At 69.0% G+C, this 24,399-nt stretch carries 17 protein-coding genes; 8 read left to right on the top strand and 9 right to left on the bottom strand.

Features of this window, described 5'->3' with window-relative positions:
• Positions 1 to 246: 246 nt before the first annotated feature.
• Genes drmC through drmA form a run of 3 tightly spaced genes read right to left on the bottom strand, consistent with a single transcriptional unit; the run spans position 247 to position 6,349 of the window.
• Positions 247 to 1,041 carry a DISARM system phospholipase D-like protein DrmC gene (gene drmC, locus C4U03_RS02430; RefSeq protein ID WP_103935923.1) on the bottom strand — a complete coding sequence of 265 codons (795 nt, stop codon included), beginning with the start codon at positions 1,039 to 1,041 and terminating at the stop codon, positions 247 to 249.
• Positions 1,038 to 2,867: a DUF1998 domain-containing protein gene (gene drmB, locus C4U03_RS02425; protein ID WP_200826979.1), complete on the bottom strand. Its 1,830-nt coding sequence runs from the start codon at positions 2,865 to 2,867 to the stop codon at positions 1,038 to 1,040. Before drmB ends, drmC begins: the two co-directional genes overlap by 4 nt.
• Positions 2,864 to 6,349, bottom strand: a complete 3,486-nt coding sequence (gene drmA, locus C4U03_RS02420) for a DISARM system helicase DrmA (RefSeq protein WP_103935922.1) — start codon at positions 6,347 to 6,349, stop codon at positions 2,864 to 2,866. The genes drmB and drmA overlap by 4 nt, the downstream gene beginning before the upstream one ends.
• Before the next feature lie 84 nt (positions 6,350 to 6,433).
• Here drmA and C4U03_RS02415 point away from each other — a divergent pair, with 84 nt between their 5' ends.
• The 3 genes from C4U03_RS02415 to C4U03_RS02405 are packed head-to-tail and all read left to right on the top strand — an operon-like array spanning position 6,434 to position 10,283.
• Complete coding sequence (locus tag C4U03_RS02415) at positions 6,434 to 7,681, top strand: AAA family ATPase (RefSeq protein ID WP_103935921.1); 1,248 nt, start codon at positions 6,434 to 6,436, stop codon at positions 7,679 to 7,681.
• Positions 7,671 to 8,618, top strand: a complete 948-nt coding sequence (locus C4U03_RS02410) for a hypothetical protein (RefSeq protein ID WP_103935920.1) — start codon at positions 7,671 to 7,673, stop codon at positions 8,616 to 8,618. The genes C4U03_RS02415 and C4U03_RS02410 overlap by 11 nt, the downstream gene beginning before the upstream one ends.
• A 9-nt stretch (positions 8,619 to 8,627) precedes the next feature.
• Positions 8,628 to 10,283: a DUF262 domain-containing protein gene (locus C4U03_RS02405; protein WP_103935919.1), complete on the top strand. Its 1,656-nt coding sequence runs from the start codon at positions 8,628 to 8,630 to the stop codon at positions 10,281 to 10,283.
• 192 nt (positions 10,284 to 10,475) lie between these two features.
• Here C4U03_RS02405 and C4U03_RS42365 read toward each other — a convergent pair whose 3' ends face one another.
• Positions 10,476 to 11,054 (bottom strand): hypothetical protein, encoded by a 579-nt coding sequence (locus C4U03_RS42365; RefSeq protein ID WP_103935918.1) that lies wholly within the window; start codon positions 11,052 to 11,054, stop codon positions 10,476 to 10,478.
• Positions 11,051 to 11,473, bottom strand: a complete 423-nt coding sequence (locus C4U03_RS02395) for an ATP-binding protein (protein WP_235017578.1) — start codon at positions 11,471 to 11,473, stop codon at positions 11,051 to 11,053. Before C4U03_RS02395 ends, C4U03_RS42365 begins: the two co-directional genes overlap by 4 nt.
• Before the next feature lie 309 nt (positions 11,474 to 11,782).
• On the opposite strand from C4U03_RS02395, the gene C4U03_RS02390 reads away from it, so the two are divergent.
• Positions 11,783 to 12,466, top strand: coding sequence for a hypothetical protein (locus C4U03_RS02390; protein ID WP_103935917.1), 684 nt, complete (start codon positions 11,783 to 11,785; stop codon positions 12,464 to 12,466).
• A gap of 51 nt (positions 12,467 to 12,517) precedes the next feature.
• Here C4U03_RS02390 and C4U03_RS39745 read toward each other — a convergent pair whose 3' ends face one another.
• Positions 12,518 to 12,730 (bottom strand): hypothetical protein, encoded by a 213-nt coding sequence (locus C4U03_RS39745; RefSeq protein ID WP_146087234.1) that lies wholly within the window; start codon positions 12,728 to 12,730, stop codon positions 12,518 to 12,520.
• Between the two features lie 255 nt (positions 12,731 to 12,985).
• Between C4U03_RS39745 and C4U03_RS02385 the strand changes: the two genes are divergently transcribed.
• From C4U03_RS02385 to C4U03_RS02375, 3 genes are all read left to right on the top strand, one after another.
• Positions 12,986 to 13,453, top strand: coding sequence for a hypothetical protein (locus tag C4U03_RS02385; protein WP_103935916.1), 468 nt, complete (start codon positions 12,986 to 12,988; stop codon positions 13,451 to 13,453).
• A gap of 762 nt (positions 13,454 to 14,215) precedes the next feature.
• Complete coding sequence (locus C4U03_RS02380; RefSeq protein WP_103935915.1) at positions 14,216 to 15,097, top strand: helix-turn-helix domain-containing protein; 882 nt, start codon at positions 14,216 to 14,218, stop codon at positions 15,095 to 15,097.
• The gene (locus C4U03_RS02375; protein ID WP_103935914.1) at positions 15,094 to 15,282 is read left to right on the top strand and encodes a DUF397 domain-containing protein; all 189 of its coding nucleotides are present in this window, start codon (positions 15,094 to 15,096) and stop codon (positions 15,280 to 15,282) included. Before C4U03_RS02380 ends, C4U03_RS02375 begins: the two co-directional genes overlap by 4 nt.
• Before the next feature lie 64 nt (positions 15,283 to 15,346).
• On the opposite strand, the gene C4U03_RS02370 is transcribed toward C4U03_RS02375, so the two are convergent.
• The gene (locus C4U03_RS02370; protein WP_200826978.1) at positions 15,347 to 19,486 is read right to left on the bottom strand and encodes an Eco57I restriction-modification methylase domain-containing protein; all 4,140 of its coding nucleotides are present in this window, start codon (positions 19,484 to 19,486) and stop codon (positions 15,347 to 15,349) included.
• Positions 19,487 to 19,521: 35 nt separating this feature from the next.
• The gene (gene drmD / locus C4U03_RS02365) at positions 19,522 to 22,734 is read right to left on the bottom strand and encodes a DISARM system SNF2-like helicase DrmD (RefSeq protein ID WP_103936284.1); all 3,213 of its coding nucleotides are present in this window, start codon (positions 22,732 to 22,734) and stop codon (positions 19,522 to 19,524) included.
• 305 nt (positions 22,735 to 23,039) lie between these two features.
• Here drmD and C4U03_RS02360 point away from each other — a divergent pair, with 305 nt between their 5' ends.
• Positions 23,040 to 23,405, top strand: coding sequence for a hypothetical protein (locus tag C4U03_RS02360; RefSeq protein WP_146087233.1), 366 nt, complete (start codon positions 23,040 to 23,042; stop codon positions 23,403 to 23,405).
• A 62-nt stretch (positions 23,406 to 23,467) separates the two neighbouring features.
• Here C4U03_RS02360 and C4U03_RS02355 read toward each other — a convergent pair whose 3' ends face one another.
• The gene (locus tag C4U03_RS02355) at positions 23,468 to 24,349 is read right to left on the bottom strand and encodes a dienelactone hydrolase family protein (protein ID WP_103935912.1); all 882 of its coding nucleotides are present in this window, start codon (positions 24,347 to 24,349) and stop codon (positions 23,468 to 23,470) included.
• Positions 24,350 to 24,399: the final 50 nt, after the last annotated feature.

Here is a 24,399-nt window from a genome sequence, read left to right as displayed (position 1 = left end):
AATCCGCACGCGCCTTAGAACCACTGGCCGGACGAATGATTACGGTCACCATTCGCGAAAATCTCCTCACGTCCGAATGTCAACGACAGGGCTGCTTCGGTCGTTACATCACCCAGGTGCCGAGCCGCCCGCACACAACGGCGGGGTCTCCCGGTGGCCGCCAGCGCAAAGCGTCGTCCGAGGGCTGGGCGCCGGCACGGCCCAAGCCGTGGGTGACACGCCTCAAGGCAGGTCGGCGATCCGCGGTTATGGGAACGGTGCGAGGGGGCCAGTGCCGGGGCGCATGAGGGCTCGGAAGTGACGGACGATGCTGCGGACGGCCGCCGGTTCGCGGAGGACGACGCCGATTTCCAGGTTGCCGTCCAAGGCTCGGTCGGTGAGATTCGCGCTGCCCAGGAGGGCGGTGTGCTCGTCCGCGGCGATGAGCTTGGCATGGAGGGCGGCGCGGGAGCGACCGGTGACCGGGCGGCGCTCTTGCGGCCAATACCAGAAGCGGACGCGGTCGTGGTCAGCGAGGGATCGGAAGACACGGGCCGCGTCGGGGCCGGCGAGTGTGCCGCCTGCGGCGACCGAGGTCTCCAGGACAAGGTCGACGTGGACGCCGCGGTCGGCGGCCAGGGTCAGTTCGGTGATGATCGCGGCGACGCCGTGGGCGGCGAAGCTGACGACCAGCAGGCGATCGCCGGCGTCGCGGATGACTTCGAGGGCGACCTGGCTGGTGAGCCGTACCGGAACCGCGTCACTGGTAGGACCGCTGACGGCGATGGTGCTCGCGTGCGCGGCACGGTCCCTGCCGACCACGGCGGCGGCTTCCAGGGCAAGGGCGATCGCGTCTCCGGTCGCTCCGGCCCGCCGCCAGGCGTCGACCAGGCGGCGGGCCGTCCCGGCCATGGCATAGCCGGGACGGGCTTCCAGGAGCTCGGCCTCCACCGAGGGGGTGGGGCCGGGGGCTGTGCGCAGGACTCGGCACCAGGCCGCCAGGTGGGTGGAGGGAAGTTCTTCGGCGATGGCCGCGATCGTCGAGGGGAGGGTATCGCTCACGTGAAGAAGCCGTACTCGCCACCGATCAGGGTTTCCACGACCAGGGCCCGGTCGAGGTAGTGGTTGCCGCGTTCGCAGGAGGTCTCGGCGGCGAACAGGCAGGCGTGGCAGGCCGCTCCGTACAGGCGTTCGTGGTCGCGCGGGTCGTGCTCGGAGCACAGCGGGTCGGAGCTGCACAGCCGGGTCGCGTCGAAGGCCTGCCGGATCAGCGGGCCCAAGCGGTCGGGGTGGCCGAGAGAGACCAGGCCCCCCAAGGTGCCCTCGCTGTCCGGGGCCGCGGTGTAGAGGAGTACACCGGCCATCGGGTTCTCGCCACCGCGGGCGTAGACGCGTTCGGAGATGCCGGTGGCGTTGTAGCCGCTCTCCAAGGCGAACTCGCGGATCAGCACGTGGGCGAACGTGTGCAGCATGAGGTAGCGGATACCCGGCCAGCCGCCGGGTTCCAGCCGTCGGGCCGCCCGCCATCTCTCGTGGCCTTCGCGGAGGATCTTCTCGCGTTCGCGGACTTCGGGAAGCCGCTCCCATTCGGCGACGCGTTCCTCCTTGAAGCGCAGGAAGATGCCCTCGCCCCGCATCTCGGCGCACGGCACCCAGGTCGGATCCTCACGTGAGAGCCGGGCGCGGCGGCGGTCATCGGTACGGACCACGTCCCACTCGGGGGCGTCAATGCGGGTGAACCCGTAGAGCGCCGAAACCTCACGGAGCCTGGGCACCAAGGTGACGTGCTGCAGCCAGGAGCGTTCGCGCTGCGGGGTCCGCACGCGCTTGGTGGTGAAGTCTGGCAGCTCGACGTCATCGTCCTTGATGAAGGCCGCCCATTCCGGGCTTGCCAGGTCGAGCTCGTCCTCGTCATCCGCAGAGTCGTCATCCCGTGAGGTGTGGCGCTGGATGGCCGCCCAGACCGCGTCGGCGCCATAGACCGCCAGTTCGGGCCAGCACCGTTGGGTGGGCATGAACGACTTGGCGGTGTGCTCGTCCAACGCCGCCAGCAGTCCGAGGGCGTCCCAGTGATCGGCGACCAGTTGGTCCAGCTCGTCGTCGGCCTTGGGCAGGCTGAAAACGCGCATCTGCATGGCGAACCAGCCGTTCGTCGCGCCCAGCGCGAGGGTCCTGGTCGGCTGTCCGCATGTCTCGAAGGTGCCCAGGTGCGGATGGCGGCCCCGGCAGGCGGGCAGGTTCCGCTCTCCCGCCTGCCCGATCGCCTCCGCCATCGGACGGCTGACATCACAGGAGCAGACCACGAAGACGTTGGCCGCCTCGCCGCTGGTGCCGCGTTCGACCAGCTGAAGAGTGTGGTCTCCGCCTTCCGGCACGTGCCCGCGGTGCACGTAGTACGACCACGGGAAGTCGTCCAGGTGGCCGTCCGTCGTGCAGGCGAGGACGAAGCGGGCCGGAACGGCCAAGGGGCGACGGTTACCGTTGCCACGGCAGCCGTGCACGTAACGCACCTTGTCGGGCGAGTAGGCGGACGGCACCAGATCGAAGAGCCGGGAGTCGATGGAGGCCAGCCGGTTGCACCGGCCGTCGGTGCAGCGCAGGTAACGGGGGAATGCGGCCACCGGCACCCCGACTCTGGTCCAGTCGCCGAAGACGTCGTTGCCCTCCTCGGGGGTGTAGGGCGGGGTGCGCAGCGTCTCCACCTGCGGGCCCAGCTTACGACGGACGGCGGCCAGCAACCGGTCCTCGGTCAGGATGCGGGCCTGAGCGAGATCCCAGAAGTCCAACCCCATCAAGATCACCGAGAGGTTGGGCAGGTCGGCCACCGCGCCCACACCGTAGGTGTGCAGCAACTGGTTGGGCCGCAATTCGCCGACGCGGATCGTCACGCCTCCTCCTCCGACTCCACACGCTGAAAGGTCGGAGCCTCACCGCTGCCCAGGTCGTACTCGTCGAGCAACAGCAGCCGCACCCCCGGCTCCACATCCCGCAGCGAGGTCGGGCAGGTGGTCTTGGTCCAAGGGCCGCCGTCCGGCTGCTGGAGCAGCCCGGCCACGTCGTCGGACCGCCAGGGTCTGCGATATCCCAGCCGCCGATCGGGGATGGTGCGTTCGCGCGCCCAATGGTCCAGGCGCACGTCGAGTTCGTGCTCGACGTCGACGGCGTCGCGTGCGTTGCCCAGCACGTCGCGGGCACGTCGCCGGATCACGTTGACGACATGGTCGGCGAGCTGGCTCTCCCGGCCGAAGCGGCCTGCGGCCAGGTTGGGGTTGAACTCCGGGTTCAGGCCGCGTACGAGGGCGACCAGCACGCCCGTCAGTCCCCTGTCGACGGCGCGGTAGGCGAACGGAGTGACCGACAGTGCCTCCACATGCCGATAGACGGTGGCGTGGAAATGCTCGAACGTCTCGTAGTGCGACAAGTCCCGGGGCCTCGCCCAGTTGTAGACGGTGAACACCAGTCCCGGGTGCGAGCGGCCGACGCGGCTGGTGGCCTGGATGTACTCGGCGGTGGACTTGGGCTGGTTGGCGACCACCATGACACCGAGCCGGGACACGTCGACGCCGACCGCGATCATGTTGGTGGCCAGCAGCACGTCGATCGGCCGCCGTTCTCCGTTGGCCGCCCGCGGGCCGAAACGCAGCTCCAGCTCGGCCAGCACCTGCGGGATGTCGCCGGACGACAGGCGGGAGGTGAGCTCGCGCAACGTGGGCTCGTAGCGGCGGGCCAGTCCCCGCTGGTCCGCACGGGCCAGGCGGGTGGACACGTCGTCCTCCACCAGCCGGCGCATGCCGCCCAGGTCACGAAGGCTGTTGAAATAGCCGACCAGCGTCATGTACGGGTCGGTGACCGGATTGCGCCCGTACTTCTCGTGCAGGAGCTGGGCGGCGCCGAGCACCGCCACATAGACCCGGATGAGCGTCGACCGGATCCGGACGCCGTGCGCGCAGATGCCGATGTACCGCCGTCCCGGACGGGCCTCGACGGGCCGCTGGCGCGCGAAGAAGTTGTCCTCGGCGTTCAACCCGGGCGGCGGGAAGACCTCGGTGCGGGCCCGGTCGAAGAGCGCGCCGAGCTGCCGGGCGGCCCGCCGCACCGTCGCGGTCGAGGCGATGACCTTGGGCCGCACGGTCGGGCCTCCGGGCAGCTCCCAGGTGCACAGGCGATCCACGGCCGTCTCGTACAGACCGACCAGCGACCCGAGCGGCCCGGAGATCAGATGCAGCTCGTCCTGGATGATCAGGTCGGGCGGCCGTACCGGGTCCGCCCGCACGTGCCGGGCGGCCGGCAGCGAGCCGCGGGCCTGGTGGGAGGCACGGCCTTCGCAGCAGATCTGGGCCAGGTCGGGCGTGATGAAGCCGTGCCGTTCACACCGCAGGCGCGATCGACCGAACAGCGTCTGGGTGTCGCCGAGCCACGGCATCTGGGCGAACTTGTCGACGGTGGCGATCACGAAGGCGGGGCCGAGCCGGTAGATCTCCTCGTCGACGACGAGGACCGGCAGTCCGTCGCCGTCCGCGGTGAAGGCGTGGAAGTCGCATTCGAAGTCCGAGCACCGGATCAGCGTGCGCCGGCGGGTGGAGTCCACCTCGATGTCGCGGCCGGGTTCGATCGGGGTACCGCACCATGGGCACGAGGTGAGCTGGTGCGGAGAGCCGGTGACCTGTCGGGGGCGGCCGGTCGTGCGGCGCAGGTCCTTGATCCACTCCTCGGCGTCGCCGGTGCGGTTGGGCGTGACGCGGCCGCCGACCCACAGGCCGAGCCGGAACGGCACATCGCCCCAGCGTCCCTCGTCCTGGCGGCGCAGCTTCTCGCAGGCGCAGATCAGGGCGGCGGCGCGCTGGAACTGCTGGATGGTCAGCAGCCGCAGGGTGTAGCGCATCAGCACCGCCACCCCGTTCATCGCGTCGTAGCCGCCCAGGTCGGGTCGCAGCCGGCGGATGGCGAGAGTGAAGGCGGTCAGGCCCAGATACGCCTCGGTCTTGCCGCCACCGGTGGGGAACCACAGCAGGTCCGCGACGGAGGTGCCGCGAGCACTGCGTTCGGGGTGGGCCGGGTCGGTGAGCGCCGGCAGGTTGAGCAGCAGGAAGGCGAGCTGGAACGGCCGCCAGCTCCGGTTGACGACGATGTCGGCCTCGCGCAGCGTCTCGTCCAGGGACCGCTGGGACCGCCCGCGCCGGGAGGCCGCGGCGATGGAGTGGATGCGCTGCAGGTGCATGGCCGCGTTGGCGAACGCGAACGCCCGCCGGGCGTCGGTGTCTTCGGCCAGCAGCCGGATGCCCGCCTCGATGCGGTCTGCGGCGCGCTCGGCGTCCCTCAGGTTGCGCCGTGCCTCATTCCGGTAATCCGCGAGGCGGACGTCCGGGTCGTCGAGTGAGGCCGTCATCCGGGACAGCCAGGCCCGGTATCCGTCCACCAGCGGCGACAGGGCGGCCTGCAACTCCTCGGCGTTCATCTCCGCCAGCCGCTTCATGTCGAGCACCAGGTCGGCGAGCTCTGGCAGGTCGGGGTCGGTGTCCGCGCCGGGGACGTCGGTGGCCGGGATCTCGTGGACGGGAACGGCGGCGGTGGCGATCTCGACGGCGCGCATCCGGTCGCCGGCGGACGGCTCGACGTGCACCGCGACGCCGAGCCCGGTGGCGAACTCCGGGTGGAACCGGTAGGCCATGGCCAGCCGCCGCTGCTCGGCCTGGTCGGCCTGGTCGCCGCCGGCGGGCTGCACCGGCCGCCGGAGGAAGGCCGGGGAGCGGTCGGGAGCGCTCGCCGACATCCGCGCCTGGAAGATCCATTTGGCGTTGTCCCCGTCCTCGCCCCGCTGGGAGTTGACCAGGAACAGCGTGACCAGCCAGTGGCCCTCGTACTCGCGGATCCGGCCGCGGACCACGATCTCGGGCTGCTCGTCGGTGACGCTCTGCGCCTGCACCTCCCCCGGCCGGAGGGGAACGGTGACGACGCCGGACAGCGGCTCACGCCGCCACACCATCTGCCCGGCGTGCTCCTCCTCGGAGGAGTGCGCACGGACGTAGCGGGCCCACGACGCCTTCACCACCAGTCGATCGGTCTCGCCGTCCACGTAGGCGGTGAAGCCGTAGGCCGAGGGGAACATGCTCGGGACGTTGGGAGTGTCCTGGTCTCCGTCGCCGGACTCGGCGTCGGGCTCGACATCGCTCAGCCGATCGCCCTGCCCGGGGTCGACCACCGCCCCGTTCGGCGCCAGCCGGCCCAGCAGATAGCGGTCGGTCGGCCGCTCGCCGAACTCCTCATGCTCCCCCGCCGCCGGGCCGTGCAGGTCGTTGCAGACGAGCTCGGTCAGCTCGTCCCGGATCACGGCGGCGTCGGGCACCTGGAGCACGGGGGGCTGGTCGGTCATGAGCAGAACTTTAGGCAACCCGTACGACATCGCGAGACGCGAAACCTCACCCTGAGCCGGGAGCGTGCGCACTAGGGTGACCGCATGGCCCTGCGACGACTGGCGCTCACCAACTATCGCTGCTTCGCCGAGCGGCAGGAACTGGAGCTCCGTCCGATCACCGTGGTGCTGGGAAAGAACAACTCCGGAAAGAGCGCTCTGGTGCGCGCACCGCTGGTGATCGCCACCGGCTTCGACAACGACTCACCTGCCCCACTCGACCTGCTACAACTCGGGGACGGGGCACCGGACTTCATCGATCTCATACATAAACGGCTGGAACACGGCAGCATCGGAATCGAGCTGCATCTCGAAGGCTCATGGCAGCTTTCGGCGACCGTCCAGAACATCGCCGAGTGGCAGACCCAGATCGTCAGCAAGTGGAAGTACGAGGATCCGGACGGGTGGGTCTCCCTCGACTGGCTGGACGTGGAAGACGTCAACGAATCAGATGAGCGTCCCTACCGAGTTCAGAGCCCCGCCCATGGATGGGACGAACGGATGGACACCTCGTTCACGGGCCTGATACCACCACGTCTCAGCTGGCCGGTCCATCTGCGGTCGATTGTCGCCAACATCGATGAGATCCGTCACCTCGGCCCGTTCCGTACCCGGCCCTCCCGGTTGACCCGGCCGTCGGCCAGACCGCCCGTGCAGGACGAGTTCGGCAGCCGCACCGCCGAGATCCTCATCCATGACCATATCCGGCGAGGCGGGCGGCTCATCGACAAGGTCAATGAGTACCTTGACGAGCATCTTCCCGGCTGGGAACTCGAGGTCGTCCCGCGCTACGACGCCTACTCGGTCGGTTTGAAGTCCACTACCACACGAGGGCTGTGGGTTCCGGCGACCGACTCCGGCACAGGAGTCGCCCAAGTGCTCCCCATCCTGGTCCAGCGAGCGCAGGATGCGCTGCATCCGCCCCAGAGATCTGTTCTGGAAATCGTCGAAGAGCCTGAGCTTCACATGCACCCTTCCGCCCAGGCGGCGCTGGCCGATCTGTACGTCACGGCGATCCGTCACGCCTACCACGTTCGGTTCCTGATCGAGACGCACAGCGAGACCTTTCTGCTGCGGCTGCGCCGCCGGGTCGCCGAGGGGAAGCTGCGCGCCGACCAGCTCGCGCTCTACTTCGTCGACAGCGATGGCGAGTCGTCGCACGCCGACCGGATCGACGTCGATGATTTCGGCAACGTGAGCTACTGGCCCGAGGGCATCTTCGCCGAGAACTTCGAGGAGGTCCGAGCCCTGGCCGAAGCGCAGCAGGAGCGGCTGGACGCCGATGCGCGTTGAGCTGACGGCGGCGGTCCTGGAGACGGACGCACATGCCGAAGACGTCGTGCTCCTCCTCCGTTACTTCAAGGAAGGACGGCACGAGTGGGCCATCGGCCCGCTGCTGGTCGATGCCGTGAAGGTCTTCGTCGACCGGCATGTGCCCGTGCTCGCACCGGCCTACAAGCTCCTCGCCGAGCAGGCCGCCCTCCGTCACACCGCCTACCGCACCCCGTCCGACCCGGAGCCGGTGCGCCTGGCGCCGGACGACATCAAGGAGCACGTGGCCGACCTCCGCAAGTCCGCGGTGGTCATGGTCGAGGACGACGCCACGGACGGTGGTTTCCTCAAGGTGATCGCCAGGGTGTTCGACGCCGCCGACGTCCTCCGGGCCGTCGACAGAGGCTGGCTCGTCATCGACCACGGCGGCGGCGCCGGCGGCGCCTTCCGCCGGGCCGAGGAGAAGCGGAAGGAGTTCGCCCGGCTTCCCCGGGTGGCCGTGGTCGTGGACAGCGACCGCGAGATGCCGGACGATCCACCCAAGCACGAGACGAAGATCTCCGAGCTGCGCGCCAAGAACGTCAGGGTGCATGTGCTGCGGCTTCGGGAGATAGAGAACTACATCCCGGACAAGTGCCTGTACAGGCTGCCCTCTCAGCAGGACGATCCGGCACGCGTGAAGGCCCTGGCCCGGCTCAGCAAGGAGCAGCGCGCCCATTTCGACATGAAGAACGGCTTCGGCAAGAGGAGCAAGGTCCACCCACGGCAGCACGCGCTGTTCGGCAAGCTCGATCCCGAGCTTCGCAAGGACCTGGGGAGAGGCTTCGGCCCGAACGTGATCAGGTGTCTGCTGAACCACGCGGACGCCCTGACCGAGGAGGACTTCCGCAGGGACGTGGGGCCGGACGTCCCGGGCGAGCTCCGGGCCATGCTCGCGATGATCCGCGAGATCGTATAGGGATGGACCATGGCCGCTGACCAGTACGAGATCGACGTCAGGCCCGAGGTCATGCTCATGGAGCAGGTCCTCGACCCCATCGCCCATGGCGAGTTGAGGGTGCCCATGTTCCAGCGGCCCTTCGTCTGGCGTCCGGAGCAGATACTCAACCTGTTCGACAGCATCGAGCGCGGTTACCCCATCGGCAGTCTGCTCATCTGGGAGACCCCCGAGGAGCTCGCCTCCCTGGACGTCATCGGCGATCTCCCGGTTCCCCGGCCGGAGGAGGGTCGCTCCGTGGCCTATGTGCTCGACGGCCACCAGCGGCTGTCCGCCCTGTACGCCACGTTGCGCAGGCCCGCGGACGCCAGGCGTTCGACCGAGCAGAACGACTGGATGTGGTGGACGTACCGCGTGCTGGGCGAGGTGGAGGACGGGTTCAACCGCTACCGGCACTGGAAGAAGGCCGGCCCGCCCCCGCCGAACTACCTGCCGCTGCGTTCGGTGCTGCGGACGCGGGACTTCCTGGCGTACGCCCGTGAGCTGTCCGAGCGGGCGGCGGGCATGGACGTCGATGGCCTGATCCGGGAGGCGGAGATCGTCGCGCAGCGGATCAGGTCGTACAAGATCGCGGTGGTGCGGCTGGTCGGCGGGTCGCTGGCGGAGGCGGTCGAGGTGTTCTCCCGCGTCAACAGCACCGGTCAGCCGATGAAGCCCGCTCAGATGGTCTCGGCGCTCACCTACCGGGCCGACGGGGAGACTCTGGCGCAACGGCTTGAAATGATCGTGGAACAGGTCGCGGACACGGGTTTCGGCGAGGTCTCCTCCGATGCCGTCTTCCGGGCGGTGCTGGCGGTCTCCGGTGAGGACAACGTTCAGGACGCCCGGTGGGACGCGTTGTCCAAGCGGGTGCAGGACAGCCTGCAGGAGGCGATCGACGACACCGAGGAGGCCCTGTACCGCGCCGTGGTGTTCCTGCGGGACGTGGTGGGGGTACCGCTGGCCCGGCTGATCCCCTATGACGCGCAGTTGATGCTGCTGACCACGTTCTTCAGTCACTGTCCGACGCCGAACGATCATCAGACGGCCGAGCTGATGCGGTGGTTCTGGGTGACCTCGTGGTCGGGGCACTTCGCGGGGGCCAACAGCACCCAGATCCGGCAGGCCATCCAGGAGATGAGGCGGTTCGCCGCGGGTTCCGGGACGGTGATCCCGGAGGGGGCACGGGCGCGCCCCTTCCCCAACCGGTTCGATCTGCGCAGCGCCAGGGTCCGGGCGTTCGTCATCTGGGAACTGCAGGAGTTCCCCCACCGGCGGGACGGCGACGGTGAGCCGATCTCGCCCGTGGACATCCTGGCGCGCGGCGCCACGAGCGCCTACCGGCACGTCGTCGTCAGGCCCGGCCTCACCGCCGCGTCCAGTCCCGCCAACCGGCTGATCATGCCCACCGCACCGCGCATCTCGGTGCGCAGGACCCTGACCTCCCTGCCCTCCCATCTCCGTCAGAGCGTTCTGGCTGGCCACGGCATCCCCGAAGAGGCCCTGGCGCGGCTCGCCGCAGGCGATGAGGAGGGTTTCATCGAGATCCGTCAGAAGGCGCTGGCCGAACGCGAACGGGCCTTCATGGCGCGCTTCGGGCTCGTCGCCGACCCGATCGTGGGCGAGGCGGACATCGACACCGACTGAGCCCGGCCACCCGGGGTGACCGAGCCCAGTGCGCCACGGCTCAGGAAAGGGTCACTTGAGGCGAGCGCGGAGGTCGGCGAGCCTGACGCCGTTGTGCTGCCGGACGTCCCAGCCGTCGGCCTGATGTCCCCACAGGTGGACGGCCGCCGGGGACGGGGTCGGTGCAGAGCGTGCCGTCGGTGTGGCGGTGGCTCAGCGTCCGGGGGTGGGATGGGCGGTCAGGTAGGCGTGGTACTCGCGGGTGAGGGTTTCCAAGGGCAGGCGGGGCCAGCGGGTCAGGTGGCCGGTGTGGCCGTCGATGACGAGGAGGGAGTCGGCGGGGCCGTAGGCGGGCCAGGCCACGAAGCCGTGGGGGAACTCCTGGATCTCGATGGCGACATGGCGGCGGCCTTGGGAGAGATGGGCGTCGGCCCGGCGCCAGGCTTCGGTGCGGTCGATGGGGGCGGGATGGACGTCGTGGGTGGTGAGGACCTCGGCGATGCGCCGCAGGGTGGGGCAGTGCGCGGTGTGGCAGGCCCGGCAGACGGCGCGGCCGGAGGGGTGCGGAGCCGGGCGGTGGAATTCCAGGACGGAGACGAGGGCGGTGGCGCAGGCCAGGACGAGGCGGCGGGCGCTGCGGACGAACTCGCGGGAGTGCGGGTCCAGGTCGCCGCCGATGGTCTTGGTGACGGCGGCGGCTATGGCGGCCTGGTCGGCGCGCAGGGCGGCGGCGAGGGCGGAGTGGATCTGCGGGGCCGGCCGGCCGTACGGGTCGTGGTGGGCGGGGGTCATGCGGACCGCTCGCCGGTGAAAACGGCGGTGACGGTGCGGCCGCCCTCGTTGCCGTGCCAGCCCCAGCTTGCGGCGGTCAGGGAGACGGTGCGCAGGCCGCGGCCCGACTCGTCGGTGTCGGCGGCGTCGCGGGCGGCGGGCTCGGCGGGGCCGCCCTGGTCGGTGACCGCGACGGTGACCGTGCCGGCGGCGGCGTGGACCTCGACGGTGAACGAGCCGCCGTGCTGGCCGGACTTGGTGTGGCGCAGGGCGTTGACGACCAGTTCGTCGACGGCGAGGACCACTTCGTCCAGGCAGGGACGGCCGTCCAGCAGGCAGGACACGAAGCGGCGGGCGGCCCCGGCCTGCCGGGTGTCGCCGGGGAAGGTGCGCCGCCAGTACAGCGAAGCCTGGGCCGGGGCGGCGTGAAGCGTCGTCATCATGTGCACCTCGCGGAGCCTGGTGTCGTAGGGGGCGGTGGGTACCACCTGCGCGGTGGCCTTATGTTCACACGCGGTGACATTGAGTAAAGGGGAACCGCGCGGCTCAGGCAGGCTGGACGGCCGATTCGTGCATTCACGGTCGTGAACGTTCAGGAGCCGGATGTTCCGTGGCGGCGGGGATCGGGAGGCTCTCCCGGGTGCCGTCGGGTCCGGCGCTCATGACATGCGCCGCACGGATGGTCTCCCCCGTGGCCCGCGTCGCCGAAAGTGCTCGCCACGGCACGACGGGTGCCGCATGCTGAATTCATGGGCGCTCAGAGGGACGACGATCCCGACCGGCCGGAGAGCACGCCCGGCCCCTCTTTCGACATTCCGGCCGGTGGCAGCCACGGCCCCGCGCGGGCGCTGGAGTCGCTGTCCGGAATCGCCGCGCCGCTGCTGGCCGCGGCGGCGGTCACCGTCATCGGGGTGATCGTGCAGCAGCCGAGTTCCCTGGCCTGGCCGAGCTTGGCGCTGACGCTGCTGGTGCTCTCCGCGATCGCGCTGATCGCGGCCGTCCAGCTGGGATTCTGGGCGCGGGCGCATGTGGTGACGCCCGCGGAGCTGGCCGAGTGGTGGCCGATGCTGAAGCCGGAGGACCGGTGGCGCAGGGTGCGCGAGACCCAGTGGCGCGCGGCCGCCCATTACCGGCGCTGGGACGACGCGACCCGGTACGCCTACTCGGCGGGGATCGTCCTGCTGTGGCTGGGCATCGGGGTGGCGCTGGTCCCCGACGACCCGTCGGTGTACCGATGGGTGCCGGCGGTGCTGGCCTGGCTCGCGGCACTGGCCGAGATCATCTGGTCGCTCGCGGCCCTCATGTCACCGAATGGCAGGTGCCGAGTCCTGGGCCTCAGACGCCTCGCGGAGTGGGTCCGCAGGCCCCACTATGTCGATCCGCCGCCCGAGGTGTGGCCCTACGCCCCGGACCGGGATCCGTTCAAGCCCTGACCATGCGGCACGCCGCCCTTCGTGGGGCGTTCCTGGGCGCAGAAAGCCGCATCATGCCGGGTCGTCGTCGTTCTCGTACCCGCCTCGCAGGCCGGAGTACTTGCACGGCTCGATGTGCGTCTGGCCGTATTCGGCCGAGCATGTGCAGTCTTCCGGCAGATCGTGCAGTTCCGACGATGGGGTGTCGATCTCGCGCCGCCGCCCAGGACGTATTGCCCTGGGAGAGGGAGCAGAATCCGGCCTTTGATCTTCATGCTCGCTCATATCACTCGACGTTAACATCTCGGCTCTCCCCAGATGTGTCGTTGGAGCACGCTGGACGTCCTCTGCTCTCTGAGGTCAGGCGCTCATACCGCGGCACCGGCCCAACGGCGGCCGGTTCTCGTCGCGTAGGCGCGAACGTCCGGAAGCCCGATGTCCGCCCCCCCGGTGAAGCGGCCGGTCGCCGGTGCATAGGACGGGCCGGGTCGAGGTGCCTGGGAACAGGACCTCGGAGGGGCAGCGGGCGGCGTGTTGTTAATGCGCGTCGTTGTGAACTACGGGCTCAACCACTCGCGTTATATCGGCAGCAGGCGGGTTCGGCTTCCGACCAACGAGGAGAAGCTCATCGCGCGGGCGAACAAACGCGCCAAGGCGAAGTCCGCAGCCGGGAAGGCGAAGAACAAGCCGTCGCCTGAGGAGAAGGCCGCGAACCGGGCCAGGTTCCTCGCCGAGGCGCAACGCATCGCTGTTCAGATGGAGGAGGCCCGGGCCGGGGGCGATGTCTCCGGTGTCCTCAGACTTTACGGGCAGGCGGAGAGGAGCCTCTTCAACGCCTTCGGCAAGAAGGCCGCGATGGGCACGGAGTTGTACGAGACCTTGCAGGGCCACTGGATGTGGGCTCGTGAATGTGAGGAGCGGGAACGCCGCGAGCAGCTCGAAGAGAAGATTCGGCGGTATAAGGAGAAGGTGGCCCGGCAGCAGGGGAAAGAGCGGAGGCCGGGGTGAGATCGGCCATCGTGCGGGGGCCGGGGAAGCGGTCGGCGGCTCGATCCTGCCGAGGGGCGATCTGGAAAGGCGCGTGGTCGGTGAGGCGGCACCTGGGCCGGGCGGGCCTGGGAAACGTGGGTGTCCAGGACTGACTCGCCGGGGAGAAAGGTGTCTGTGCGGAGAGCCTGGACCGGTGTGGCGGCCAGGTCGCATCGTTGGGCCGGGCGGGGAACGGGCAGACCTGGGTGTCCTGGGATGGGGGCGCGGCGGGGAGGAAGCCGTCAGCGTGGGGCGGGAGTGCCTAAGGCAGGGGCACGTCGGGGAAAGGCACTGACGCGAGGGCCTGGGGCGGCGTGAACGTAAGGGCCGGTGGCGCTGTTGAGCCCGGAGAACAGGCGGACATGGACACCGTGCGGTGAAAACGCTCCGAGGAAGGGCATCGGCGAGGCGGAAGCGTGCCGTGGTGGCGGGGCGGGTTTGGGAGATGGGGCGGCTTCCGCTCTGGGGGCGCGGAAGAAGCGAAAAGTGAAGGGGCGGGGCGGCCCGGCGCGCTGGAGTGGCGGTCGGGTCGTGCGGTCACGGTCGTGAACGTTCGGGAGCCGAACGTTCGGGAGAGGGACGTTCGGGAGAGGGACGTTCGGATTTCGGGTGGGGGTGTCCGGATCAGGCCATTCGGCGGTTCGGGCGGTGGGCGCGTGCATAGCGTTGCCGTTGTCAACTGAACGTGATCGGGCGTGGTCAGCGCGCTCGTTCGCGCCGAAGCCCCCTGGGAGGTCGCCGATGACCAGTCCCTACGTCCGACGCCGCCGCCTCGCCGTGGAGTTGCGCAAGCTGCGCGAGGAACGCGACCTGACCACCGACGAACTGGCGCGGCTGGTCTTCCAGTCCCGCCCCAAGATCTCCAAGCTGGAGAACGCCCAGATCCGGCCGGACCTGGCCGAGGTCGTCACCATCCTGCAGGCCCTGGAGGTGACCGGCCGGCGCTACGACAGACTCTTCAAGCTCGCCCACTCGGCCGCCCGCAAGAGCTGGTGGGACAGGTTCGGCAACGCGATGGGCGACCGCCAGCGCCTGTACGCCGACCTGGAGTCAGGGGCCAAGACGATCCGCAGCTACAACCAGACCGGCATCCCGGCCGTTCTACAGACCCCCGAGCTGATCGCCGCCCTCATCGAACTGGACCTCGCGGCCGGTCCGGTCGACTACCGCCCCGAACGCATGACCGAGGCACGAACCCGCCGCCAGCAGCACCTCCTGAACCCAGACGGTCCCGCCTACGAGAGCGTGCTCGACGAGTGCGTGATCTACCGCCTCGGGGTACCCCGCCCGGTGATGAGCGCGCAGCTCCGTCACCTCGTCAAAGTCGTCTCGACCGAGCAGCGCATCACCATTCGAGTACTGCGCTATGACGCGCATCTCGTCGGCGAACTTCTGCCCAAGTCGTCGTTTTCGCTGTACGGCTTCCCAGAGAAGGCCGATCCACCGATGGCCGTGGTCGACACCGGCACCACCGACCTCATCCTGACCGAACGGCGGGCAGTGAAGCGGTACACACGGCACTACGATCTGTTGAGGAAGGCTGCGCTGTCCCCGGCGGAGAGTCTAGCCTTCCTCAGCCAGGTGGCCGAGCAACTGAACGACGGGACGGAGCGATCACCATGACTGCCAAGTACGAGCACTGGCGCAAGTCACGGCACAGCGACCCCAACGGAGACTGCGTGGAAGTGGCCAGGGCCGCTGACGGCAGCATCGGCGTCCGCGACTCCAAGGCCGAATCGCCGAGCGCCATCCTCGAATTCACTCGCGCAGAGTGGGCTCACCTACTTACCAAGCTTCACAACTCCTGATGCTTCGTTCTTGGGCTGAGCTGGCAAGCTTCGCCCCGCTCAGCCCAAGTTCATAGAACACGTGTCAGAACAGAGCGTCCGGTGGAGCGAATAGGCCATCATCAAAGGTGCTGTCCATAAAGCCTGCGGCATCAACTCTCACTGAAGCGGCTGCATCTGGCTCGTTCGGCCGCCCCTTAGTCGCTCTATCCCCCTTACGACTTCTCCCCCTGTCGCCATGGAGGCCCTGCTCAAGTTCCTGCCGATACCGGTATTGATTTAGCGCAAGCAGCTTATCAAGCACATCATCACGCGCCTGCGGCGAGATCGTGAACCGCACACCCTGTCGCGTCTCATAGAAGCCGTGATCAAGGTCAATCTCTCGCCAGGAAGGCAATGAGCTAGAGGCTATTCCAATTTCGAACTCGCGAATTTTCGGATCATTCTCCTCGGCGAGCCCATAGGCCTCTTGAATAGCCTTGTCCAACTCTACGTGAATATTACGCATACGAGATATATCCACGCCATCACAGGATGCATCATGCACTTGGTTATAGACGGCGGTAAGCCCAAGGCCGTGATGGCCCATCACAGCCTTCCGGTGAGAGTGCAGCCAAGCCCCAGCACTGTCCATGCGTTCCGTATACGGTGGCAGAGGGAGCGTGTCACAGCAATCACTTGGAGTGTACACGAGATCAGCACGCATGGTGGAACTGTTTCTTACCGTCCACCAGTACTGAATATTTGATGCTCTAATGCAGAGATCTGCAGCACGATCCGTAGGAAATACGATCACCTTATTTGAATACACTTGCCCTGTTGGCACGAAGGCAGGCATTTGCGTTCGACTCGTTTGGGTGATCACAAGCACACGATCAAAACCTGCTATAGCACGCCTAAGCGCTGGACGATAATCGCCGTACTGCCACCATCGCTGAGGAAGCGGCCTTCGAAGGACGTAACTTCCATCAGGGCGCAGCCTCTGCCGCTCCGGCCGCACCTTCTGCTCAACGATAGAAAAAGCAGCCGGATAACGACGCGCTTCTTCAATCGACATATCATTAAAATCAATGATCCAACGACTTGCCGAACAATCAGGGCGAGAGTTGAGATCTTCGCCGTTCAAATAAGGAAAGATCACCTCATTATAAGAGTCGCCTTTTTCGAGAATCTCCGACGCCTGTTCAGGGGTGAGAATAAATCCCATACCCAGAGGCTTGCAGCCTTCAAAAGACAGTGCGGCGTTAACTGACAAACGATGAGCCGTGCCGGATACGCGGGTTTCCGGATCAAGAGTAGAGGTAATTCCAGCAACATCACGACCATCCAGCACCTTCTTCTCTCTATCCCTCCTTCCCCCAAGCCAAACCAACGAGACTTCAAGTGAAGCAGTACCCGGCCAAGGCCGAGACTTCTCGGCCCGCCTAATCATCCAGCCCCTACCGACCGCCTGATCAAGGCCAACTTCGCGGCTGTCTCCTTGACTGATCGTGTTCGTGGCAATGATGCTCACGTAGCCTTGCGGAGCAATCAATATGTTGCGCAGTAGAAAGTACGAACAGAGATCAGCTCGACCTCCAGCGGTATTACCCCCTGCCACTACCTGTCCCAGGTATACAAGTACATCCTCTCCAGCTCTTCCTTTAATCATAGTTCCGCCAATAAACGGCGGATTTCCGACGACGGCGTCGAAGCCGTCCCGGCGCATGACCTCGGGGAACTCCAAGGCCCAGTGGAAGGGCTTGATGGGCTCCTTGCGCGGTCCCTTGAGCCAGGTGTGCAGCGTGGCTCGAAGTTCCTCCTCCAGGGGCGAGCGGCGGTCGTCCCTGGTGAGTTCCTTGATCCGTTCGGCGGTGAGGGCGGCCTTGACCTTGTCGGCCAGCTCCAGCAGCCGTTCGTCCAGCACCTCGGCCGGCCGTCCGGCCGTGGACAGCGCAGCGGCGGCGACGGCGTCGGCGGCCAGGCGGAGGCGTTCGGTGAGGCGTTCGGCCTCGGCGAGCTTGCGTTCCTTGTCGGTGACGCGCTCAATGTCGTCGGCGGGGAACGCCTCGATCTCCTCGCGGAGTTCCTGCGCCCGGGTGAGCATCGGGTGCAGCTCGTCCATGACGTTCTCGAAGACCGCGCCCCGGAACGTACCGCGCTGTGGGTCGAGGTGGAAGCTCCACACCTGGGCCTCGTCGATCAAGCCCACCAGGGAGTCGCCGCAGCGGAGGGCGTGGTCGAGGAAGCTGAACGGCTTGTCCTTGGCCAGGGTCTCGATCCACAGTGACAGCTTGGCCAGCTCCACCGCCATGTCGTCGCGGTCCACCCCGTAGATACAGCTCGCGGCGACCCGGCGCTTGGCCATGAGCAGCAGGTCTTCGCGGTCGTTGCCGGGGCCGAGGAGTTCGCGGACGTCCTCGGGCAGGCCGTCGCGTTCCCACGCCTCCACCAGGCGTTCGGCCAGATAGCGGATGGCCGACACCAGGAACGCGCCCGAGCCCATCGCGGGGTCGCAGACCTTGAGCCGCAGCAGTTCGGCGGCGGGCTTGACCTGCCAGTCCGGCTCCTCCGCCCCCTCGGCGGAGCCGGGGCGGTGGCAGAGCGGGGCGAGGGTGTGCTGAACGATCTCCTGGGCGAGGGACTTGGGCGTGTAGTGGGTGCCGGTGGCGCGGCGGTCGCCGACCTGGGTGAACAGCACCGAGCCGGCCGGATAGACGGTGGGCTCGCCGCGCAGGTCCGAGCGCAGCAGGCCGAAGAACGGGGCGATGCGCCTCGCCAAATCCTCGTCGTTGTCGCAGGCCGCGTGCAGGGCGGCAAGCCGCCGGACGTCCGGGGCGGTGTCGAGGGCCTTTCCGAGCTGGCCGGCGGTGGCGCCGGTCCGCTCCTTGAGCCAGGCCAGGAACGGCTCCCGGCCCTTGGCGTACTCCTCCTCCAGGGTCCGCAGCGGCAGCTCGGGCTCGTGCTTGCCCATCAGGCCGACGTACGGCTCTTTGACCTTGAGGCAGGAGAACTCCAGCAGACCTTCGTAGACGTGGCCGATCTGCTCGACGTCCAGGCCCTTGTACGACAGGCGTTCGGCGGCGGCCTTGCCCTTCTTGTGGCGCAGGATGAGGAGGGCGTCGAGGATCTGGTGCACCACGCGGTCGGTGACGGCGGCGTCGGCGAGCCAGCCGAACGTGTCCGGCCGGAACAGCGAGCCGCCGTACGCCGGTATGCGCAGGTCGTCGTGCTCGCTACCGCCGTGCACGGCGCGGAACAGGGCCAGCAGCCGGAACCAGGCGGCGCTACGGCGGTCGCCGACTTCCTCGCCGTGGCCGTCGCGTTCGGCGGTCAACTGGTCATAGAGGGCGGCCACCCCGTACGAGTCGCGGTAGAGCTCACCGGCGGGCAGCAGCTCCTGTTCCTCGGCGTACAGCAGGAACACCAGGCGCATGAGGACGATGAGCGCGCCCCGGTAGACGTCCCGCTCCTCCACCTCCCGCAGCAGGGCGCCACCGGACTCGCGGTCGAGGCGGGCCAGCTCGCCGACCAGCAGTTCGACGGCCTGGCGGACCTGGCGGCCGAGGGTGTCGGTGACCCGGGTGTGGGCCTCGGCGCTGCGGGCCAGCAGCGCGGTCAGGCCGTCGGACCAGGTGCCGTCGGGGCGGCGGGCCGGGGCCAGCGAGCGGTGCGCGCCGAGCAGGGTGGCGAAGGCGCGCAGCAGAACCGGCTCCTCCAGCCACAGGTCGGCGTCGAAGGTCGCGGTGGAGGTGGCCTCGCCGGGCCTGGCGTGCACGAGGATCCACAACCGGCCGTTGGTGACCAGGGCCAGCGGCACGCCGGTCTCCCGGCACAGCGCCGCCGCCCGTTCCAGCGGGGAGGGCTGCCCCTCGTTGAGCGGTTCCTCCCAGCCGTGCTTGAAGATGAACAGCCGCATGGCGCGGCCCTCGGGGCTCGGCCCGTACGCCACCAGGTCCGGGCGGGCGCGGCCGTACAGCGCCTCGACGGTGGCGCCCTGCACCAGATGGCTGAACGGCATACGCAGGAGGGTGCGCAACACCCGGTCGTACCAGCCGGCCAGCATGAGGCTCGGCTCCGGCTGCACCTCGCCCCAGGCCTGGCGGATCTCGTCGCGCACCTCGTCCGGCACGACGTCCAGGCCCTGCTCAAGCGCCTCGGTGAGGACCGACAGCGCCAGGAAAGGGCCGTCCGGCCGCAGCAGTCCGAGCCACTCGGCGTGCTGCTCGGCGACCGTGGGGGCCAAGCGGCGGGCTCGGCCGGTACTGGCGCGAGGGGGCATCAGCGGGCACCTCCGGCCTGGTGGGCGAGGGCGGCGGGAACGAGGAAGGTCACGGCTGCGGGGAACCACCGGTCGGTGGGGTCGGCGTAGCGGCGGCGCAGCACCGCCGCCTCGTGTTCGCGCTGCTCGGGGATGGCGCGCAGCCGCTCGGCCAGGGCGTCGCGGTCCTTGCGGAGCTGGGTGCGCTGGTCGTCGCTCTCGAACAGGCTGCCCTGCTCCCAGCGGCCCACGTCATCCAGGGCGGAACCGATCGAGCGTTCGAGCTCGGTGAGCACGGCCTGCATCGCCTCGACCTCCTCGTCGGCGCGCTGGGCGATGAGGCGTTCGAGACTGCGGGCCCGCTGCCGGGCACGGGCCCGCAGAGCCTTGCCGAGCGGTTCACCGATCTTGTCCCACACCTCGGCCAGCTGGCGGCGAACGGCCTCGGGTACGGGCTCCTCGCTCGCGGCCGACAGCCAGTGTTCGACGTCGGTCTCCTTGGCGCGGGTGAACTCGTCGCCCTCGATGCCCTTGATGAGACCGCCGGCCACGATGATCTCTTCGTGCAGGCGGGTGCCCTCGGCGCCGGTGATGACGACGCGGCCGTGGGCGACGACGGCGGGCGTGCGGAGCACGTCGCCGGGGACAAGGCGGGCGGTGACCCGGTGCAGTCTGGCGCTGTGGCCGGTGGCGCCCGCCCACAGCTCGGCGCGCAGCAGCCGCAGGCACATCTGCACCAGACGGTGTCCCAGGTGGAGCAGCACCACGTCGGTACGGCCTGCGGCGGCGTCCTGGTCGAAGGTCACGGGGCGTTCGGCGCCGGTGAGCGGATGGTGCAGGCCGTCGTTGCGGGCCTGGGCCCAGGCGCCGGGGAGCTCGGGCAGGCGGAAGCAGCGTGCCGGGAAGCCCTCGGGCGGGTCGGCGTCGTCGAGGTCCTTGCGGTGGGCCAGGCGCAGGCCGGTGCGTACCACCCGTTCGATCGTCTCGGGGAAGAGGTTCAGCTCGGTGCGGCTGCCGGCCAGGGCGCCGGTGAGGCGTTCCAGGTCGCGGGCCAGGTCGCGTTCGACCTTGAGGCGGGCGTTGGCAGAACGGCGGGCGATCTCCACATCGACGCCGGCCCAGTCGGCGCGGCGGCCGAGCATCTTGCGCTCGACCTGGGCGGCGATGACCTCACCGGCACCGCCGAGGTCCTCGCGGATCTGCTCGACCTTGCGGGCGGTGGTCTGCAGGAAGAGCATCTCGTCCTCCAGCGAGCCGTCACCGAAGCCCGCGCCCTCCCAGCCGCGCGGAACGAAGTGGAGCACGTCGACCCGGGAGGCGCGCTGGCCGTGCCGGTCGACGCGGCCGTTGCGCTGCTCCAGGCGGTTGGGGTTCCAGGGGATCTCCCAGTGCAGCAGCCGGTGGCAGTGGTTCTGCAGGTTGATGCCCTCGCTGGCGGCGTCGGTGGCGAGCAGGATGCGGACCTCGCCGCCGGGCAGGTCGGGGGACTCCTGGAAGACGTTCTTGACGTGCTCGCGCTCGGCGGTGTCCTGGCCGCCGTACAGGAGCTTGATCCGCTCGGGCGGGTAGCCGGCCTGGTGGAGGCGTTCGTGCAGCCAGCGCTGGGTGTCGCGGTACTCGGTGAAGATGATGACCCGTTCGCGCGTCCACTCGCCACGGGGGCCGTCCGGGCAGACGATGGGCTCCAGCCACTCGCGGAGCGCCTTGACCTTGGCGTCGGGGCGGTCGGCCGCCCGGCGGGCGAGAGTGCGCAGCTCCTCCAGGGTGGCGCGTTCCTCGGCGGTCAGCGGCGGGGAGATGCGGCGGACGGCGGTAAGCGCGTCGGTCTCGACGTCACGGTAGGCGGTGTCGTCCTCGGCGGTCTCCGCCAGGCGTTCGGCCAGCGGCCGCAGGACCCTGGCCCCGGCCCGCGCCACGGCCCGGTCGTGCTCGTCGCTCGCGTGGTCGCGGGCGTTCATGGTGGCCAGATGGGTGTCGATGGTCTCGGCGAACGCCTTGGGCGAGGAGAACAGACGCTTCTTGAGCAGCATGATGACGAAGTCGGCGGCCGCCACGCCGCTCCCGCCGCCCGCCCGGGCGCGGCGGCTCTCGGCGTAGCTGGTGAGCAGCTCATGCATGCGCCGCTCGTCTTCGGAGTGGTCGACCTCCAGGTAGTCCAGCCTGCGCATCGGGAAGGCCGGGTCGCCGTTCCACTTGGGCGGCAGCTCACGCTTGAGGCGGCGGACCATCACGCGCTTGAGCTGCTCGGGAGCGGGCTTGACGCCACGGGCGAAACGCTGATCGTCCAGCAGCTCCAGCAGCGCCGTGAACGACTCCAGGTAGCCGTTGTGCGGGGTCGCCGACAGGAACAGGCGGTGCTCGCAGTGCGGGGCGAGCTGCCTGATCGCCTGGGTGCGCAGCGAGTCGACCGCGTATCTGCCGGTGCCGGAGGGGGCGCAGGTGTGCACCTCGTCCACGACCAGCAGATCGAAGGTGCGCGGGTAGCGCGGGACGCCCGGGAGCACGTCGCGCAGCAGCCGCAGCGGGCGGTCGCGCTTGAGCCAGTCGATACTGACGATCAGCCGGGGGTAGTGCGTCCAGGGGTTGGCGTACAGGCCGCGCTCTCGTCTCAGCCGTTTGAGCAGTGCGGTGTCGACGATGCGGAAGTCCAGGCCGAACTTGTCGCGCATCTCATCGCGCCACTGCACGGTCAGGCCGGCGGGACAGACGATGATCATCGTGCGGGCACGGTGGCGGAGCATCAGCTCCTGCATCACCAGGCCCGCCTCGATGGTCTTGCCGAGACCGACGTCATCGGCGATCAGCAGATTGGTGCGCGGCATCGACAGGGCGCGGACCACCGGGTCGAGCTGGTAGTCCTCGATCTGGATGCCGGAGCGGAACGGAGCCTGCAGGGCGGTCCTGTCGGCCGAGGCGATGGCGCCCCAGCGGACGGCGTCCAGGAAGGCGTCCAGCTCCTTCGGATCGTCGAAACCGTCGGCCGGGCCGGGCAGCAGCGCACGGTCATAGATGACGGCGCCGTACTCCAGCTCCCAGACCACGCGCAGTTCCTCATCGCGCGCGTCGTCCTCGATGCTGACCAGCGTCACCAGGTGCTGCGGCTCGCCGGTCAGGGTGAAGGGGTCGCTGCTGGCGACCGAGCCGCGCTGGACATCGGCCACCACCCACTGCCGATTCCGTACGGTGACCAGCTGCCCCTGCGCCGGCACCTCGCTTTCCGTCGCCACGGTCATCGACTCGCTCCCCATTCCAGCCAGTATCCCGGCCCGCGGCCCCCACCGCTCCGCACCCGGCCGATCGCCCCGACCGATCACCCGGGTACCGGGACAGTAGCTTCGCACGGTTCGATGGTCGATGACGGTAACAACCGAAATCAGGTCATTCGGCGCCTTCGCCGTTCCCCGGGTGGCGCCCGTCAGTCGCGGGAAGTCCTGGGCGGGCCAACGCGATCAGTGGTGGGGTGGCCGGGAGGTGAGTTTTTATGGCCGTGGCGGTGGAAGCCGTGGTACCCACGTCGGATATGCGCACCGTTCGTCTTGTGGGCCCGCTCTTCGACGTCTCCGGTGACTCGAACGGGGTCATCGGTGACTTCCTGGGCTTCGCCCTTTCGCTGAGGAACCTGTCCGGGCGTCCTGCCACCGAGGAGTTCGCCGAGCGCTTCTCCCCTGCGGGGAGCGGAATGCTGCTTCCCGACGTCTTCGCGGCCTACCGGGCCGAGGAGCCGGACGACTTTCCCCCGGAGTTCGGCGAGCAGGTCACCGGAGAGGTGGGGCGCAAGGAGTTGTGGGTGCTCACCCGGCTCCGGTACGGCCAGACGCCGACCTCGGCCGTCATCGACGGCCCCGAGTTGCGGCACCTGCTGAACGAGGCCCTCGCACAGCGCACCGAGCAGACCGCGCCCTGACCGGGATGTGCGGATGCCGGTGGCGGTCGCGCCGGGCGACCGCCACCGGGTGGGGGCAGGGGTCAGGCGTGGGGGCAGGTGCTGTGGTACTCCACGACGTCCGGTCCGGAGGGCGTCGGGCACAGGAACTGGTCGTAGCGGGTGTCGTCGTCGACGAAGCGCTTGAGCCAGGACAGGACGTACTTGCCGACGCCCGGGGTGCCGGTGCCGACGGTGATGTGGGTGGTGCCGGTGACACGCAGGTACGCCTTCTCGGGGGCGCTGTCGAGGCTGTTGTAGAAGCGCTCGGAGTGCTGGTCGTTGGGGGCGATGGAGTCGTACTGCCCGCCGATGATCATGGTCGGGACGCGGACGCCCGACCAGTCCTTGGTGGTGTGGTACGGGCCGAGGGGAACGGCGGCCTGGAGGTCGGGCCGGTCGTTGGCCGCGCGGAGGGCGCCGCCACCGCCCATGGAGTGGCCGATGACCGACAGGCGGGTGTTGTCGAGGCGCTGCCGCACGGCGGTCGGGCTCTGGGTGGTCAGGTAGTCCAGCGCGGCGAGGAGTTGACTGCCACGGCTGTCGGGCTGGTCGGTGGGAGTGTTGGTGGTGAAGGTGATGACGACGAAGCCGTGTGAGGCCAGCCTCGGCCCGAGCCAGGCGATGAGGATCTCAGGTGACAGGAAGCCGGGAGAGACTGCGACGCCGCCGAAGGTGCCCTGGCTGGTGTCGGTCGGGTAGTAGATCGTGCCCGAGCCGAAGCCGGCGCCCGGCACGTTCACCCTGGCCACCTGGAACGGGCCTCTGTCGGCGCGGACACTGGCCTCGGTGGGTGCCGGTCCGCGCTGGTACGAGCTGTCGGCGGTGGCGTAGGAGTTCGGGGCGGCGGTGACGCCTACGGCCAGGACGGCCGCTGCGGGGAGCGCCACGAGCCATCGCCGCAGGCGCTTCAGGGGTGCGCGCATCGGAGGATCAGCCTTCCTCGGGGGGCGGGAATGTGCAGCGATTCTCGCGC

Origin of the sequence: Thermomonospora echinospora, assembly GCF_900108175.1 — a bacterium.
GTDB classification, from domain to species: Bacteria; Actinomycetota; Actinomycetes; order Streptosporangiales; family Streptosporangiaceae; genus Thermomonospora; species Thermomonospora echinospora.
This window is presented reverse-complemented; position numbering and strand designations above follow the sequence as displayed.